We start from the raw sequence: 16,375 nt of genomic DNA, 5'->3' as shown, positions 1-16,375 counted from the left end.
AGATGAGCGACACGATCATCTGCGTGGTGGGGAACGTGGCGACGCAGCCGGTGTACCAGGACATGGCGAACGGACACGGTCCGTCGGCGCGGTTCCGGCTGGCGGTGACCCGCCGCTATCTGAACCGCGAGCGCAACGAATGGGTCGACGGCCACACCAGCTTCTTCACGGTGTGGGCGAACCGGCAGCTCGCCACCAACGCCGCCGCCTCGCTGTCGGTGGGCGACCCCGTCGTCGTCCAGGGCAGGCTGCGGGTCCGCTCGGACACACGCGAGGGACAGAACCGGACGTCCGTCGACATCGACGCGTCGACGATCGGGCACGACCTGGCGCGCGGGGTGTCCACGTTCCGGCGCGGCCGGCGTCCCGACGGCGCGGCGGACCAGGGACCGGGCACGGGAGCGGTGGCGCGGGGGCCGGAGCCGGAGTGGGAGACACCGGCGGCCGACCGGCCGGAGCAGGCGGAACCCGAGCGGGAACGGGAGCGTGAACCGGTCGCGGTGACGTGATGTGACGTGATGTGACGTCAGCGGGCGGGGCGGAACCGGGGCTTATCGGCACGGTCGCCGATCTTGGCGATAACGATTCCGAGTCGGATCGGCCCCGTGCCCGCATCCCGGGAAACGCGGTGCGGCGCCTTACCTAGGATGCCGGGCATAGCTCCCGAGGCTTCTGATTCTGCTGGTGGGACCCGTACCCCCGTGCCAACGGGTCCTGCTCGAAGGGGAATTCCGTGTTCTGTACGTTCTCTGCGTCGGCGTTCGCGAACGGGCGAAGGGCGGTCCGGCTCGCCGCCGTGACGCTGGTGTCCGGGCTCGTGGCGGCCGGTGTGCTGGCTGGCGCGGGCACGGCCGCGGCCGAGACGAACACGCAGAGTCAGGGCGGACAGAGCCAGGGCGGGGCCACCGCGACCATAGGCGGCCTCAAGACGTACGGCACCGCGGTCATACACGACGACTCCGGGGACCTGGAGGTCTCGGCGGGCCTGTTCGAGATGTCCGTCGAGGGCGGGGGCACCCTCCAGACGTACTGCGTCGACCTCTACAACCCGACCCAGCGGGACGCGACCTATCACGAGGCGCCGTGGAGCGGCACCTCGCTGGGCGCCAACCAGGACGCCGGGAAGATCCGCTGGATCCTCCAGAACTCCTACCCGCAGGTCAACGACCTTGCGGCGCTCGCCGCGAAGGCCGGGGTGAGCGGCCTCACCGAGCAGGACGCGGCGGCCGGCACCCAGGTGGCCATCTGGAGGTACTCGGACGGCGCGGACGTCGACGCCGCCGACCCGCAGGCCGAGAAGCTCGCCGACTACCTCCACGACAGCGCCCGTGACCTCGCCGAACCGGCGGCGTCGCTGACCCTCGGCCCCGCCGCGGTCTCCGGTCTGCCCGGCGGCCTGCTCGGTCCGGTGACGGTCCGCACCAACGCCGGCACCGTGACGGTGGCGCCCCCGGCGGACGCGGCGAAGAGCGGGGTGCGCATCGTCGGCAAGAACGGCATGGACGTGACGTCCGCGCGGGACGGCAGCGAGCTGTACTTCGACGTCCCCGAGGAGACCGCGCCCGGTTCGGCCGAGCTGACCGTCCAGGCCTCCACCACCGTGCCCGTGGGCCGCGCCTTCACCTCCGAGAGCCGCAGCCAGACCCAGATCCTCGCGGGCTCCAGCGAGTCCACGGTCTCCGCGAAGGCGACCGCGACCTGGGCGGACGCCGGCCCGATACCGGCCCTGTCCGCGGCGAAGAACTGCGCCGAGGGCGGCGTCGACATCACCGCGGCCAACTCCGGCGACGAGCCCTTCACCTTCGAGCTGATGGGCACCGAGCACACCATCGAGGCGGGCGCGTCCGACACGGTGACGATCCCCCTCGCCGAGGACCAGCCCTACGACTTCACGATCACCGACCCCACCGGCCGCGCCCAGCGCTTCACCGGCATCCTCGACTGCCTGACCCAGGCCGCCGAGACCGAGACCGGCGACTCCACCCAGCTCCTCACCGCCCCCAGCCCGGCCACCGTGGGCGGCGCCTCCGACACCAACCTCGCCGAGACCGGCGGCACGAGCATCACCCCGGTGATCGCCGGCGTGGCCATCGGCCTCGTGGTGATCGGCGGAGCAGTCCTGCTCCTGCTCCAGCGCAGGGACGCCTAGCCCTCCCCCCCCCACCGGATCGCACGGCCCAGGCGGCCCGGCCGACGGCCCCGGCAACGGGGGGTGACCGACCCGTCACCCCCACCCACGCCAAACCCCCAGCTCACGGCTTCCCGTCCATACGGGTTAACACCCAGGGGTGGACGTCAGGCAAGATGGGGTGTATCTGCCCACTGCCAGATTTCAAGCTGCCGGACGGTTTCTCTTGGCTGAGTTCATTTACACCATGCGCAAGGCGCGCAAGGCGCACGGCGACAAGGTGATCCTCGATGACGTCACCCTGAACTTCCTCCCCGGGGCGAAGATCGGCGTCGTCGGCCCGAACGGCGCCGGCAAGTCGACCGTTCTGAAGATCATGGCGGGGCTGGAGCAGCCGTCGAACGGTGACGCCTTCATCTCGCCGGGGTACAGCGTCGGCATCCTCATGCAGGAGCCGAAGCTCAACGAGGAGAAGACCGTCCTGGAGAACGTCCAGGAGGGTGTCGCCGAGGTCAAGGGCAAGCTCGACCGGTTCAACGAGATCGCCGAGCTGATGGCGACCGACTACTCGGACGCGCTGCTCGACGAGATGGGCAAGCTCCAGGAGGACCTGGACCACTCCAACGCCTGGGACCTCGACGCCCAGCTGGAGCAGGCCATGGACGCCCTGGGCTGCCCGCCCGGCGACTGGCCGGTCGGCAACCTCTCCGGTGGTGAGAAGCGCCGCGTCGCGCTCTGCAAGCTGCTCCTGGAGGCGCCCGACCTGCTGCTCCTCGACGAGCCCACCAACCACCTCGACGCCGAGTCCGTGAACTGGCTGGAGCAGCACCTCGCCAAGTACGCGGGCACCGTCGTGGCCATCACCCACGACCGGTACTTCCTCGACAACGTCGCCGAGTGGATCCTCGAACTCGACCGCGGTCGCGCCTACCCCTACGAGGGCAACTACTCCACCTACCTGGAGACCAAGCAGACCCGTCTCAAGGTCGAGGGCGCGAAGGACGCCAAGCGGGCGAAGCGGCTCAAGGAAGAGCTGGAGTGGGTCCGCTCCAACGCCAAGGGGCGTCAGGCCAAGTCCAAGGCCCGTCTCGCGCGGTACGAGGAGATGGCCGCCGAAGCCGACAAGATGCGGAAGCTGGACTTCGAGGAGATCCAGATCCCGCCGGGCCCGCGTCTGGGCAGCATCGTCGTCGAGGTCAACAACCTCAGCAAGGCGTTCGGCGAGAAGGTCCTCATCGACGACCTCTCCTTCACGCTGCCGCGCAACGGCATCGTCGGCGTCATCGGCCCCAACGGCGCCGGCAAGACGACCCTCTTCAAGATGATCCAGGGCTTCGAGGAGCCGGACTCCGGCTCCATCAAGGTCGGCGAGACCGTCAAGATCTCGTACGTCGACCAGAGCCGCGAGAACATCGACCCGAAGAAGACGCTGTGGGCCGTCGTCTCCGACGAGCTGGACTACATCAACGTCGGCCAGGTCGAGATGCCCTCGCGCGCCTACGTCTCCGCCTTCGGGTTCAAGGGACCGGACCAGCAGAAGCCGGCCGGTGTGCTCTCCGGCGGTGAGCGCAACCGCCTCAACCTGGCGCTCACCCTCAAGCAGGGCGGCAACCTGCTGCTCCTCGACGAGCCGACCAACGACCTCGACGTCGAGACGCTCTCCTCCCTGGAGAACGCGCTCCTGGAGTTCCCCGGCTGCGCCGTGGTCGTCTCCCACGACCGGTGGTTCCTGGACCGGGTCGCCACGCACATCCTCGCCTACGAGGGCGAGTCCAAGTGGTTCTGGTTCGAGGGCAACTTCGAGTCCTACGAGAAGAACAAGATCGAGCGGCTCGGCGCGGACGCCGCGCGCCCGCACCGCGCCACCTACAAGAAGCTGACCCGGGGCTGATCGATCTTGCGGCACACCTACCGCTGCCCGCTGCGCTGGGCGGACATGGACGCGTACGGCCACGTCAACAACGTGGTCTTCCTCCGCTACCTGGAGGAAGCCCGTATCGACTTCCTGTTCCGCCCGGAGAAGGACTTCAAGCAGGGGTCGGTGGTGGCGCGCCACGAGATCGACTACAAGCGCCAGCTCGTCCACCGGCACCACCCGGTGGACATCGAGCTGTGGGTCACCGAGATCAGGGCCGCGTCCTTCACCATCGCCTACGAGGTGAAGGACGCCGATCTCGTGTACGTACGGGCCTCGACGGTCATCGTGCCGTTCGACTTCGGGACCCAGCGGCCCCGCCGTATCACCTCCGAGGAGCGGGAGTTCCTGGAGGGATACCGGGACGACGACGAGGAGGAGGCCGTCGCGGCATGACGGTCCTCCATCTCGCGGACGAAGGGGAGGCCGCCGACCTCGCGGCCTTCCTCTCCCGGCTGCTCCACTACGACCGCGGGGCGGCCGTCCGGCTCCAGGCCGCCGGCACCGCCCTCGCCGTCTTCGGCCGGCCCCCCTCCTTCGAGGTCCTCGCCATCCGCGCGGTACGGCTCGCGAAGCCGTACGAGAACGGGCTGGACGTCACGCTCGACGCGACCGTCTCGGCCGGTGAGCTGCTGGAGTCCGTCGACGAACCCGCCGCCACCGCCGTGGTGCCCGGCGCCGTCACCGGACCCCCGTGGGCCGGGGTGCTGCCGCCGCGCGGCGGATGGAAGGCCGAGCCGGGGCTGCCCGCCCCCGACGCGCTGCGCGCCGTGGTCGGCGCCGTCGTCGCCGAATTCCGGGACCGCACCGAGCAGTTGGGGCCGGAGTCCCGTACCCGCGCGGAACTCGACCGGGTCGGGCGGGAGATCTGGTCCCGGACCGTCGGCGGGACACCGCTGCCGGTGCGTGCCGTGCACGCCGCGCAGTCGCTCGGCTTCCTGCGCGCCACGACCCGCGACCTCGCGCTGCTGTCCTGCGGAGCCTGGCTGCGGCTGCGCACCCCGTACGGGTCGATCGCCGTACGGCGGGCGGGACTCGGCGCGTTCGGCGTCAGCGTCCGCTGACCCGCCTCCCGTTCTCCCTGCTGCCCGCCGCTGTCGGACGCGCGCGCCGCGCGCCCGCAACAGCCCTGTCTCGCCCGCCCGTTGGGAGCTCGGCAGCCGCGCCACCAGTAGCAGCGGCGCCACCATCAGCAGCACCGCACAGCCCGTGAGCAGCGTCAGCCGGAGCGCGACGGTCAGCAGCGCGGAGCGGGACATCGGCGGCGAGCGCTCGACCCGGGCCAGGGCGGCGGGCAGGTCCGTGCGCGCGGCCGTCGTCCCGCTGAGCGCCGCCTCGCCGCGTCGCCGATCGCCCCGAGTACGCGGTGGGCGTCGCGGGCACGGCCGTGGTCAGTAGGGCGGTGAGCGGTGCGGTGGCCGGCGGCGGGTGGTGCGTCCGTGTCCGGTGCAGCACGAAGCGGGCGCACCCGCCGACCTCCGTCACCCGGCCCCCGCCGTGCTGTCCAGGCCTCCTCGTGATCCTGCCAGAGGGCTGTCACGGGGGCATGGGTGAGCTCAACCCGCCGTGTTCACCATCGAAGCGGCGGCGTACGTCAGGTAGTTCCACAGCGTGTGCTCGTGCTCCTCGGAGAGCCCCAGCTCGTCCACCGCGACCCGCATGTGCTTCAGCCACGCGTCGTGCGCCGCCCGGTCCACCTGGAAGGGGGCGTGCCGCATCCGCAGCCGGGGGTGGCCGCGGTTGTCGCTGTAGGTCGTCGGGCCGCCCCAGTACTGCATGAGGAACAGCACCAGCCGCTCCTCGGCCGGGCCGAGGTCCTCCTCCGGGTACATGGGGCGCAGGAGCGGGTCCCCGGCCACGCCCTCGTAGAACCGGTGGACGAGACGGCGGAAGGTCTCCTCCCCGCCGACCTGCTCGTAGAAGGTCTCCGTCTGAAGCGAGCCGCGCCGAATCTCTTTCACCCGTCCATGGTCTCAGACGGGACGGACCAGGACTTGGGGCTTAGGACTCTTCGCGGGACAGTGGAGACATGGGTGCGGACGCCGCTCGCCGGGATCTCGAGCGCCTCGCCGACCAGGCGCGGGCCGAGCTCGTGCGCCGTATCGACGACGCCGGGGCCTGGGCCGCCGACCCGGTGTGGCGGGCGGCCTTCGAGGCGGTGCCGCGGCATCTGTTCGTGCCGTACTACTACGTGGCCGGTGTGGGCGGCTACGAGCGCCGCTGGGGCGAGCACCCCGACCCGCGCGCCCGGGAGCTGTGGCTGCGCGGCGCCTACGCCGACGCCCCGCTGGCCACCCGGCTGCGCGACGGCGACCTGGTCTCCTCCAGCAGCCAGCCCTCCCTGATGGCGCTGATGCTGACCGCGCTGGAGGTCGAGGACGGCGACCGGGTCCTGGAGATCGGCACCGGCACCGGCTACAACGCCGCCCTGCTCGCCCACCGCCTCGGTGACGACGCCCTCGTCACCACCGTCGACCTGGAACCGGAGATCACCGAGGCGGCCCGGCGCCACCTGGAGGCGTCCGGACATGCCCCGGCGGTCGTCACCGGCGACGGCGCGCGCGGGGTGCCGGAGCGGGCGCCCTACGACCGGATCATCGCGACCTGCGCCCTGACCTCGGTGCCGCGGCCCTGGATCGCCCAGTGCGTCCCCGGCGCCCGCGTCCTCACCCCGCTCGCCACCGGCCTCCTCGCCCTCACCGTCCAGGGCGCCGGACGGGCCGAGGGCCGCTTCCTGCCCACGCCCGCCTACTTCGTGCCGCTCCGGGGCGAGGGGCGCGGCGAGCCCGAGCCGGTCTCCCTGGGCGGCATCCCGCGCGGGGACCGCCAGGACGACCTGTTCCGCTTCCTGCTCGCCCTCAGCCACGACGGTCTCGACCCGCACGAGGCCCACCGCATGTGGGAGCGCGAGGGCCGCCCGGAGCGCCGCCGCTACGGCGTCACGGTCGCCGGGGACGGCGCGTGGGCGTGGCTGGACGACCCGGCGGGCCCGTACGCCTGGCCGCTGGGCCGGTGACACGGCGGAGGGGCCCGGCGCACACGCGCCTGGCCCCTCCGGTGTCCGTCGGGTCCGCTCAGCCGCGGCGGACCGTGATCGTCGTCCACGCGCCCACGTGCACCCGGTCGCCGTCCTGGAGCGGTACGGGGACGAAGGGCTGGATGGGCTCCTCGGCGCCGTTGACCGTCGTCCCGTTCGTCGAGTTCTGGTCGACGACCGCCCAGGACCCGTCGGGCTGCTGGACCAGGACCGCGTGCTGGTGCGAGACGCCCGGGTCCTCCGGCGGCACCGACAGGTCGACGTCGGGGGTGTCGCCGGTGGAGTGCCGGCGGCGGCCGATGGTGACCTGGTTGCCGGTGAGCGTGCGCTGCTGCTCGGGCGAGTACGCGGGCAGGTTCAGGCCCGCGGCCTCGGGGCCCGAGCGCTGCATCATCGCCATGAAGTACTCGCGGTCCGGGCCGATCGTCGCCGTCCAGGTCGCCGGGCCGGCGTGCGGCTGCGGGAAGCCGGGCGGGGGCGGGGCCTGGGTGGCGCCGGGCTGCGGGAAGCCGTAGCCGCCCGGTCCGCCGGGACCGCCACCGGGGCCGCCGGGTGCGGTGGAGGACGGCGGGGAGATCACCCAGTCGTCCTCGCCGCCGCCGAAGCCGCCGGGGCCGGGACCGCCGGAGCCGGGACCGCCGGGGCGGTTGGTCTCCTGGGGGAACGTCGGGGGCGCGGGCGGGCCGCCCGGCTGGAAGGCCGAGGGGGCGCCGGGCGTCGGGCCGGGCGGGGGCGGGACGGGTCGCGAGGGGTCGCCGCCGAACGCGGAGGGGGCGCCACCGGGACCGCCGTAGCCGCCGCCGGGCGGAGGAGGCGGGGCCTGGTTGCCGCCGGGCTGCGGATAGCCGTACCCGCCGGGGCCGGGGCCACCGGGGCCGGGGCCGCCGGACGTGCCGGGGCCGCCCGGACCGCCGTAGCCGCCGTTGTAGCCGCCGGGGCCGCCCTGGCCGCCGGGTCCGCCGGGCGGGCCGCCGAAGGGGCCGCCGGGCGCGGGCGGGCCCGAGGGCTCGCCGCCGAACGGCGGGATCGGTTCCGCGGGGCGGTTGACCTGGGACGGACGGGAGCCCTGGTACTCGTAGGAGTCACCGGCGCCGTAGGACGCCCCGGGCGGCGGGCCCTGGAAGCGGGCGCCGGGGCCCTGACCGGGACCCTGGCCCGGTCCGGGGCCCTGCGGGCGCGGGGCGGCGGGGGTGTACGAGGTCGCCGTATTGGTCAGGAAGTTCCACCGGCACTCCTCGCAGAACGGCGCCCCGCCCTCGCGGGGGGTGCGGCACTGCGGGCAGAGCTCCGGCTCGTGGTCGGGCACCGCGGACAGATGCCCGCGACCGCCGCCGGGCTGGCCGGGGGGCGGCGGGAAGCCGTAACCGCCACCGCCGGGGGGCGGCGGGGGAGGGGGCGGAGGCACGGCACCGGCCATGCGGTGACCGCAGACCTCGCACCAGTCGTCGGAACCCGACTGGTGTCCGTTCGGGCAGGTCGGCATGTCGGCGCTTCCCCCTCTCAGGTCAGGGAACTCTCATGTCCGGGTGTTTCCACGGCACTTCTGGAAACTTCTAGGTCACTTCTTTACACGAACAGTCTTTGTCGACCGGGTCTCGAGAGTCATCTCGTCGGCGTCCTCGACCTTCGCCTTCAACCGCACAGTACCTGTCGCGGCATCGACCACGTCCACCACCTTCGCAAGCAGTTTCGCAGTATCGGCGTTGCCGGAAGCGCTTGCCAGCTGAACGGCCCGCCCCAGTTTGGCCGTTGCTCCATCCATATCGCCCGCTTTGCGCAGATCGAGCCCTTGTTGAATGGCTTGTGCCAGTTCCGCCTGGCCGGTGTAGTGGGCCACCTGCGGATTGATCGACGTGGAGGCCGTCATGTCGTCGGTCCACACCGCCCGGACCAGCCCCTGCGCACCCAAGTCGGCCGTGCTGCCGTCGGGTTGGGGCACCACGAGGGAGACCCGCGCGGCGAGCATCTCCTGCCCGAGCCCGGCCGAGGGGACCTCGACGCACAGGTGGTAGTCACGGGACTCGTCTCCCCAGGAACCGGTGGGGTAGTCCCCGGCGCGCGGGCTCGCCTCGGTGCGCCGGCCGGTCAACTCCTCGACGGTGGGGGCGACCTGCTTGACGAACCTGATCGCCGTCCCGACCGGGGTCCACACGCGCAGGGCGACGTCCGCGACCTCCTTGCCCATCGCCGTCTCCATCATCTGCGTGAAGTCGGCGGCGAGGGCGGCGGGGTCGGCGACGATGTCGGCGGTGCCGAGGAGCGCGGAGGCGATGCCTGTGACTTCTTTCACAACCCAGTCGGTGCCCACGCCGCGGGCGTCGCAGGTGAAGTGCCCGGCGCAGGCGTCGAGGGTGGCCTTGAGGTCGTCGGCCGACTCGTGCTCGTTCTTGCCGTCGGTGAGCAGGATGCCGTGCCGGATGGCGACGTCGGCCTGGGTCAGCAGCCGGTCGGCCAGCCGCAGCCAGGTCCCGATGGCGGTGCCGCCGCCCGCGCTGAGCTTGCGCAGCGCCTGCTTGGCCTGGTCGCGCGTGGTGGCGTCGGCGACCGCGACCCGGCCGCCGCCCGGATACACCTCCTTGGCGACATGGGTGCCGGCGATCACCGCGAAGCGGACGCCGTCGCGCAGGGTGTCGATGGCGGCGGCGGTGGCGTCGCGGGCGTTGCGCATCTTGGTCGGCGGGTAGTCCATGGAGCCCGAACAGTCGACCATCACCGCCACCGCGGCGGACGGTCCGCTCCCCGCGGAGTAGAGGTGCGGCGCGGCGACCCCGCTGCCGATGGTGCCCCCGCCCGTGGAGGTCACCGTGACGATGGCGTTGACCTCGCGCCCGCCCTCCGGCAGGTACTCGTTCTGGTAGACGTCCATGGTGAACTGCGGCACGTTGGACTTAGAGAAATTGGCCATGCCTACTCAAATCCCCCTCATCACCCCACAACGACGGGGCGTACGGCTGTGAACGGACCGGTCCCCTCCGGTCCGTGGAGGCGTCCCCGCAGACGGCCTCAGGCCGATCCTGCCCCCTGCGGCGGGGCGGGGAACGGCACGACGGCCACTGTTACGTTGTCGTGGCCCCCGCCGTCCAGGGCGTGCCCGACCAGGACCTGCGCCGCGTGCAGCGGCCGGGTGGCGGCGTCGAGCGGTACGGCCCGCGCCATCTCCTCCGCGCCCTCGGCGTAGTTCCACAGTCCGTCGGTGCACACCACCACTACACCCGCCCGGTCGGGCTTGAAGGAAGCGGTGTGCGGCTCCAGTTCGTAGGCGTCGGCGCCGAGCCAGCCGGTGATCGCGTGGGCGCGCTCGTCGGCGTAGGCCTCCGCCTCGTTCATCAGACCCGCGGCGACCATCTGCGCGGCCCAGGAGTCGTCCTCGGTGAGCCGGGCGGGCGGGGTCGAGCGGTCCACCGGCACCCAGTAGACGCGGCTGTCGCCGACCCAGCCCACGACCAGCAGACCGCCGGTCACCACGGTGCCGACGATCGTGCAGGCCGGGGCGTTCTGGTGCGGGGCGTGCTCGCGGGCGGTGGCCGGTTCGCCCGCCAGCGCGTTGACCGCGCCGGAGGCGGCGACGATCGCCTCGTGCATCGCCTGCTGCGGGTGCGTGCCGCGCGGCAGCGCCGCGAGCAGCGACTCGCTCGCCGCCCGCGCCGCCGCCGCCGAGGCGTCGTCGGGGCGGGTCGCGGAGGACACGCCGTCGCAGACGATCGCCACCGAGGCGGGCACCCCGTCGGGCAGGACGGCGGTGCCGATGCCGAACGCGTCCTCGTTGCGGTGGTGGCGCAGCCCCCGGTCGCTCACGGCGGCCAGCGGGCCCGTCTCCTGCTCCATGTGGTCGCGCTCGCGGGGCTGGGCGTGCCCGCAGTTCTCGCAGTAGCCGTCGTGGTCGACGCGGCCCGCCCGGCACGCCACGCACACCTTGGTGCCCTCGGCGGGCGTCGGCGTCTCGGCCGTCACCCTCGGGTCCGGGGCCTGGAGCGGGTACTCGTCGGGCTGCGGCGGCCGGTCGAAGCGGACCCCGGTGGCGGGGGAGACCGGGGAGCCGGTGGGCGGCAGGGGACGGCCGCCCGAGTCGGTGCCCGCGAGGTCGGCCGGCAGATGGGCGCCGACGGCACCGGCCGGCTCGGGGCCGGCCGGCCAGGACACGTCCGGCGCCGAGCCGTTCAGGGCGATCGTCGGGTGGTCGCCGGGGCGCGCCGGCACGGCGGACAGGTCGTATCCGCACGCACCGCAGAAACGGTCGCCCTGCTCGAGCGGCTCCTCGCAGCTCGGGCAGTTCGTCAGGGCTGCCTGCTGGGGCATCTGCGACATCAACTACACCCACGTCCGGGGGCGGTAACGATTGGCACGTTCCACCAGGTCGATCCTCTCCTCGCCGCCCCGGGCGAGCCGGGCCAGCGTGCGGTACGAACGCTCCAGGCCGAAGCGGAGCCCCCGCTCGTCCAGGTCGCTGCCGAGCAGCACCCGGCGGGCGGCCGGGGCGGGCGCGCCCTGGCCCCCGGAGATTACCCAGTCCAGCGCCGAGCCGAGGACTTCCGTCGACAACTGCTCCCGGCGAGCCGGGTCCAGCCCGTACGCGTCCAGCGCCTCCACCTGCCCGGCGGCGGCCGTCAGGTCGTCCAGGAAGGGTACGTCCCCGGCGGTCGCCGTCCGTCCCCGCAGCCGGGCCCGTACGGCGGCGACGCGGGCGGCGGTGTAGTGGATGGACGACTCCGGCACCGACTCCAGCGTCGCCACGGCGCCCGTGCGGTCGCCGCTCGCCAGCCGCACCCGGGCGAGCCCGAAGGCGGCGCTGACGTAGCTCGGGTCGGTCGCCCACACCAGCCGGTAGTACTCGGCCGCGTTGTCGAGCTGGCCCAGCACCTCGGCGCACAGGCCGAGGGCGAGCTTGGGGGCGGGCTCGCCGGGGAACGCGTCGTAGATCGCGTCGAAGGCCAGCGCGGCGCCCTCGTGGTCGCCGGTCACCAGGGCGGCGACGCCCCGGTACCAGACGACCCGCCAGTCGTCGGGCCGCTCGGTCTCCAGGCTGCCGAGCGCCTCCAGCGCGGTGTACGCGTCGCCGTTCTCCAGCCAGGCCCGGATCTGCCGCAGCCGGGTCTCCACCGAGGCGGCGGGCGCGGCGGCGAGCGCGCCGAGCAGTTCGGCCGCCGCCGTGGTCAGCAGACCGGCGAGGAAACCGGCGTTGGGGTCGTTCGGGTCGACGCGCGGCACGGGCAGCGCCAGCGCCGCCGTCGGCGTCGCGACGGCCTTCACGAGGCCCGCGGAGCCGTCGGACGCCGGGAACACCACGCTGCCCGGAAGGGCGGGCAGGGCCGGTGCACGGCGGGACGGGAGGATCGCGCGGGTCCCGAGGCGGGACACGTCACCGTCGAGCTTCGGGAACAACTCCGAGTCCGTGACCCGCACTTCGGGCCCGAACAGGGTCGACAGCGCGGGCCGCGCCCGCCCTGTCTGGAGCGAGACGACCTCCCGCAGCACCCCCGTGAGCTGCTCGGCCATCTCCTGCGCGGAGGCGAACCGCCGCGCCGGGTCGGGGTCGGTGGCCCGGACCAGGAGCCGGTAGAAGGACTCGTAGCCGCGGAACACCTCGATGTTGTCGGGGTCGGGCAGCGAGTCGACGTACACGTTGGTGTAGCCCTGGAAGTCGAAGGTCAGCACCGCGAGGGTGCGGGCCACCGTGTACAGGTCGGACGCCACGGACGGGCCGACCTCGGCGACCTCGGGCGCCTGGTAGCCGATCGTGCCGTAGATCGCGGACTCGTCGTCGTCCATCCGGCGCACGGCGCCCATGTCGATGAGCTTGAGCTGGTCCTCGGTCTGGATGGCGTTGTCGACCTTGAAGTCGCAGTACAGCAGGTTGCGGCTGTGCAGATGACCGAGCGCCTCCAGCGCCTCGATGCCGTACGCGCAGGCCTGCTCCACGGGCAGCGGGTCGCGCTTGCCGTGCTCGGTGCGGCGGCCGTTGGCGATCTCCTTGAGCGACTTGCCGCCGACGTACTCCATGACGATGTAGCCGTCGAGGGAGCCGGTGCGCTGGTCGAGGTGCTCCACGAAGTTGTAGATCCGCACGATGTTGGAGTGCTCGATCTCCGCGAGGAAGCGCCGCTCGGAGATCGCCGCCGCCATCGCGTCCTGGTCACCGGTGTCGAGCAGGCCCTTGAGGACCACCCAGCGGTCCGAGACCGCCCGGTCCACGGCGAGATAGACCCAGCCGAGCCCGCCGTGCGCGAGGCAGCCCGCGACCTCGTACTGGCCGTGCACGATGTCCGCGGCCTTCAGCTTGGGGACGAAGGAGTACGGGTGACCGCACTTGGTGCAGAAGCCCTCCGTGCGCCCGGTGCGCTCACCGCGCGAACGGCCCACCGGGGCACCGCAGTCCGAGCGCGAGCAGAACCGCTTGCGCTCGGGCACCTCCGGGTTCTCCAGGACCATCTCGCGCGGGTCGGGGCGCGGCACGTCCGGGACCTGCACCAGCCCCGCGCCGAGCCGGCCGCGCGCGCTCGTGCTGGTGCCGGAGCCGGAACTGCGCACCGACACCGAGCGGCTCGTCGAGCGGCCCGACAGGGAGCGCGAGAGGCGTCCCGACACCGAGCGGCGCGACTTCGACGACTGCGAGGTGCTGCGCGAGGTGCTGCGGCTGCCGGAACGCGCACTGCCGCTGCCCGAGCCCCGGGAGCCCCTGCCGCCGCCGGTGATCCCGGTCGGCACGGAACCCACCATGCCCTGGCCGGACACCACCGGTGCCAGACCGCAGGTGTCGCAGTACAGTTCGCCGCCGCCCATGTCCTCGTACGACCCGCCGCAGCCGGGCCGCTGGCAGGTCTGCTGTGCCTCACTCATGACCGGTCCTCCCCCCGACGGTCCTCCGGCTCGCCCCGCACCGCGGGAGCCCGGAGCAGTTCCGCCGCCGCCTGCTGGTAGCGCAGGACGGCACCTTCGGCGACCCGCAGATCGCAGGGCGCGCTCCACAGCATGCGCCGCGCCGCGTCGTAGCGTTCGATGAGGAACGGGTCCTCGGCGAGGCCGTGGCGGGCGATCTTCGCCTTGTACGCGTCGAGCCGCCCGCGCAGCTCCGCGCGGACGGCGAGCGGCGCGGTGACCGCGGTCAACGACTCGCGGGCGCGCAGCAGTTCGTCCTCCGCCTTCTGCTCCAGGGACTCCAGGAGCGGTGACAGGCGGTGCCACTGCGCCTGTCTGCGGTACTCGGCCGCCGCCGCCAGCTGCTCCTGGAGCACGGTCGGCGGGCCGCTGACCACCGGCACCTCCGTCGCGGCGATCTTCGCGAGCACCTCGCCGCGGGCGATCCGCGCCTCGGCGAGCGTGCGGTCGGCGCGGGAGAGCACGTCACGGAGCCGGACGAGCCGCTGCTCCGCGTCCTGACGGACCGTCAACACCGCGTCGATCTCGCGGCGCACGTCCTCCAGGGCGCGTGCCTCCCGGTCGTAGACCGTGGTGTCGGGCCGGCCGCCGCCCGGGGCCGAACTGCCCGGCGTGGGCGACCAGAACGCCATCGGGTCCGAGACCACCTGCTCGCGCAGGTTCGTCAGGACGCGGGTGATCCGCTCCAGGTCGTCGCCCGCCGGATGCTCCCCCGGACGCACGCCCACCGAGTGCGCCAGCTTGCGGGTGCGCTGCAACTCCGCGGCCAGTAAATCGATCCGCGCGGGCAGCGCGGACCACACCGCGTCGGCGGCGACCACCATGTCCAGGCTCGACGCGTACAGGTCGTTCATCCGGTCGACCAGCGCGACCAGCGTGAACTGCTCGCTGAGCTTGCCCGGACCGCCGTGCAGCGTCGGGGCGTTGGCGGTCGCCATGGCGCTGCCCGCCACCGTGACCGACCCGCCGCGCAGCAGCTCGGTCAGCTCGGCCAGGTCCTCGCGGCTGGACCAGCGGCGCCGGGAGCGGATGTCGCGGGCGCTGCGCAACGCGTCCGTGTACGCGTCGAAGTAGGTCCACAGCAGCGTGATCGACGCCTCCGTGGAGACCCAGCGGTCCCGGGTCACCCCGGTCAGCGCCGCGCCTTCGAGGAGCCTGCGGCCCGCGTGGTCCTGGAGGGCGAGCAGCGAGGTCTCTATCGCCTCGTGCTCCGCGCCGAGCCGCGCCAGCGCACGGTCCACCTCGTCCCGGTCCATCACCGGCCCGGGGGGTCCCGTGACGCCCATCGATCACCTCTCGCTGCTGGGTGGTTGGAGAACTGCACGTGCTCTGTGAAGTGGTACCTCAGCTCTGGCGCAAGTACTCCGGCGGAGGCGGTTCGGACGTGCCGGACTCCGTCCCCAGTGTCGCCGACAGCCACCTGTCGTACGACGCCTGCCAGCCGTCCGCGGTGTCCTTGCGGTAGTCCGCCAGGATCTGGTTGACCCGGCGTACCAGATCGTCGGCCTTCAGGTTCATCGCCACGCCGTAGTACTCGGTCGTGAACGGGTCGCCCTGGAGCCTGACCGTCGGGTCCTGGGCGGCCTGGCTCGCGGCGAGCGCGCCGTCGGTGACCACCGCGTCGACCTCGCCGAGCTGGAGCCGGACCAGACAGTCGAGCTGGTTGGGGACGACCGTCGACAGATCCGCGGAGGCGGCGAGCTTCCCGGCCTGCTGGTCCTCGGTGAGCTGGGAGTTGGCCGTCGAGCCCTTCGCCGTGCAGATCTTCTTGCCGGCGAGCGTGCCGTCGTAGCCCTTGATCGTCGAGGACTTGGGGGCGAGGACCTGCTGGCCGGTCTTGAAGTACGGGGCGGAGAACGCGACCTGGGAGAGCCGGTCGCAGTTGATGGTCATCGTGCGGACCACCATGTCGACCCGGCCCTCCTGGAGCGCCGGGATGCGCTGGTTGGTGGGGATCGCCTTGAACAGCACCGCGTCCGGGTCGCCCAGGACGGACTCGGCGATGCGGTGCACGAGGTCGATGTCGAAGCCCTCCAGCGTGCCGCCGCTCTGGCCGCTGTTGGGGTTGCGGTACCCCCATCGGTAGCTGTTCTGGTCGACGCCGACGATCAGCTTGCGCTGCTCGCCCGTGCGGGCCTTGATCTTCTTGATGGTGTCGCCGTCGGCACCCGACGGCGACAGGGTGTACGCCTCCGGGGCCTTCGCGATCCGCGGGTCCTTCTCGCAGGGACCGTCCTCGGCCCGCGCCTGGCTGCCGCGGGCCACCCCGGGCCCGCCGGTGCCCGGCTCGTCGCCGGCGGACCGGGCCACCGGCAGCAGCAGGACGAACGCGAGCGCGAGGGCGCAGACGACGGCCATCGCCGCCACGCCGCCCCAGCCCTTCAGCCCGGACCGCACACGTCGTGCGTACATCGTCACGCCC

13 protein-coding genes are annotated in these 16,375 nt (G+C 72.9%); 6 read left to right on the top strand and 7 right to left on the bottom strand.

Going from position 1 to position 16,375, the window contains the following annotated elements; all coding sequences use genetic code 11:
* The first annotated feature begins 2 nt into the window (after window positions 1-2).
* The 5 genes from ACIPSE_RS02085 to ACIPSE_RS02065 all read left to right on the top strand — a co-directional run bounded on the left by ACIPSE_RS02085 (window position 3) and on the right by ACIPSE_RS02065 (window position 5,107).
* Window positions 3-509, top strand: coding sequence for a single-stranded DNA-binding protein (locus tag ACIPSE_RS02085; protein ID WP_401656395.1), 507 nt, complete (start codon window positions 3-5; stop codon window positions 507-509).
* Between the two features lie 224 nt (window positions 510-733).
* Window positions 734-2,149, top strand: a complete 1,416-nt coding sequence (locus ACIPSE_RS02080; protein ID WP_401656393.1) for a Cys-Gln thioester bond-forming surface protein — start codon at window positions 734-736, stop codon at window positions 2,147-2,149.
* Window positions 2,150-2,354: 205 nt separating this feature from the next.
* Window positions 2,355-4,019 carry an energy-dependent translational throttle protein EttA gene (ettA, locus tag ACIPSE_RS02075; RefSeq protein ID WP_401656391.1) on the top strand — a complete coding sequence of 555 codons (1,665 nt, stop codon included), beginning with the start codon at window positions 2,355-2,357 and terminating at the stop codon, window positions 4,017-4,019.
* 6 nt (window positions 4,020-4,025) lie between these two features.
* Window positions 4,026-4,439: an acyl-CoA thioesterase gene (locus ACIPSE_RS02070; RefSeq protein WP_401656389.1), complete on the top strand. Its 414-nt coding sequence runs from the start codon at window positions 4,026-4,028 to the stop codon at window positions 4,437-4,439.
* Window positions 4,436-5,107, top strand: a complete 672-nt coding sequence (locus tag ACIPSE_RS02065; protein WP_401656387.1) for a hypothetical protein — start codon at window positions 4,436-4,438, stop codon at window positions 5,105-5,107. The genes ACIPSE_RS02070 and ACIPSE_RS02065 overlap by 4 nt, the downstream gene beginning before the upstream one ends.
* Window positions 5,108-5,599: 492 nt before the next feature.
* On the opposite strand, the gene ACIPSE_RS02060 is transcribed toward ACIPSE_RS02065, so the two are convergent.
* Window positions 5,600-6,004, bottom strand: a complete 405-nt coding sequence (locus ACIPSE_RS02060; protein ID WP_401656385.1) for a globin — start codon at window positions 6,002-6,004, stop codon at window positions 5,600-5,602.
* Window positions 6,005-6,072: 68 nt separating this feature from the next.
* On the opposite strand from ACIPSE_RS02060, the gene ACIPSE_RS02055 reads away from it, so the two are divergent.
* Complete coding sequence (locus ACIPSE_RS02055) at window positions 6,073-7,059, top strand: methyltransferase domain-containing protein (protein WP_401656383.1); 987 nt, start codon at window positions 6,073-6,075, stop codon at window positions 7,057-7,059.
* A gap of 58 nt (window positions 7,060-7,117) precedes the next feature.
* On the opposite strand, the gene ACIPSE_RS02050 is transcribed toward ACIPSE_RS02055, so the two are convergent.
* From ACIPSE_RS02050 to ACIPSE_RS02025, 6 genes are all read right to left on the bottom strand, one after another.
* On the bottom strand, window positions 7,118-8,563 hold the full coding sequence (locus ACIPSE_RS02050) for an FHA domain-containing protein (RefSeq protein ID WP_401656380.1): 1,446 nt from the start codon (window positions 8,561-8,563) through the stop codon (window positions 7,118-7,120).
* A gap of 75 nt (window positions 8,564-8,638) precedes the next feature.
* Complete coding sequence (locus ACIPSE_RS02045; RefSeq protein ID WP_401656378.1) at window positions 8,639-9,985, bottom strand: VWA domain-containing protein; 1,347 nt, start codon at window positions 9,983-9,985, stop codon at window positions 8,639-8,641.
* Window positions 9,986-10,083: 98 nt separating this feature from the next.
* On the bottom strand, window positions 10,084-11,388 hold the full coding sequence (locus ACIPSE_RS02040; protein ID WP_401656376.1) for a PP2C family serine/threonine-protein phosphatase: 1,305 nt from the start codon (window positions 11,386-11,388) through the stop codon (window positions 10,084-10,086).
* The gene (locus ACIPSE_RS02035) at window positions 11,389-13,914 is read right to left on the bottom strand and encodes a tetratricopeptide repeat protein (protein WP_401656374.1); all 2,526 of its coding nucleotides are present in this window, start codon (window positions 13,912-13,914) and stop codon (window positions 11,389-11,391) included.
* A complete protein-coding gene (locus tag ACIPSE_RS02030) occupies window positions 13,911-15,239 on the bottom strand; it encodes a hypothetical protein (RefSeq protein WP_401656372.1) in 1,329 nt (442 codons plus the stop codon). The genes ACIPSE_RS02035 and ACIPSE_RS02030 overlap by 4 nt, the downstream gene beginning before the upstream one ends.
* A gap of 58 nt (window positions 15,240-15,297) precedes the next feature.
* Window positions 15,298-16,365 (bottom strand): glutamate ABC transporter substrate-binding protein, encoded by a 1,068-nt coding sequence (locus ACIPSE_RS02025; RefSeq protein WP_401656370.1) that lies wholly within the window; start codon window positions 16,363-16,365, stop codon window positions 15,298-15,300.
* Window positions 16,366-16,375 lie beyond the last annotated feature (10 nt).

Origin of the sequence: Streptomyces sp. NPDC090106 (assembly GCF_044747265.1) — a bacterium.
Classification (GTDB): Bacteria; Actinomycetota; Actinomycetes; order Streptomycetales; family Streptomycetaceae; genus Streptomyces.
Note: the sequence above shows the minus strand (reverse complement) of the source record. Positions and strands in the feature narration are given on the sequence as shown.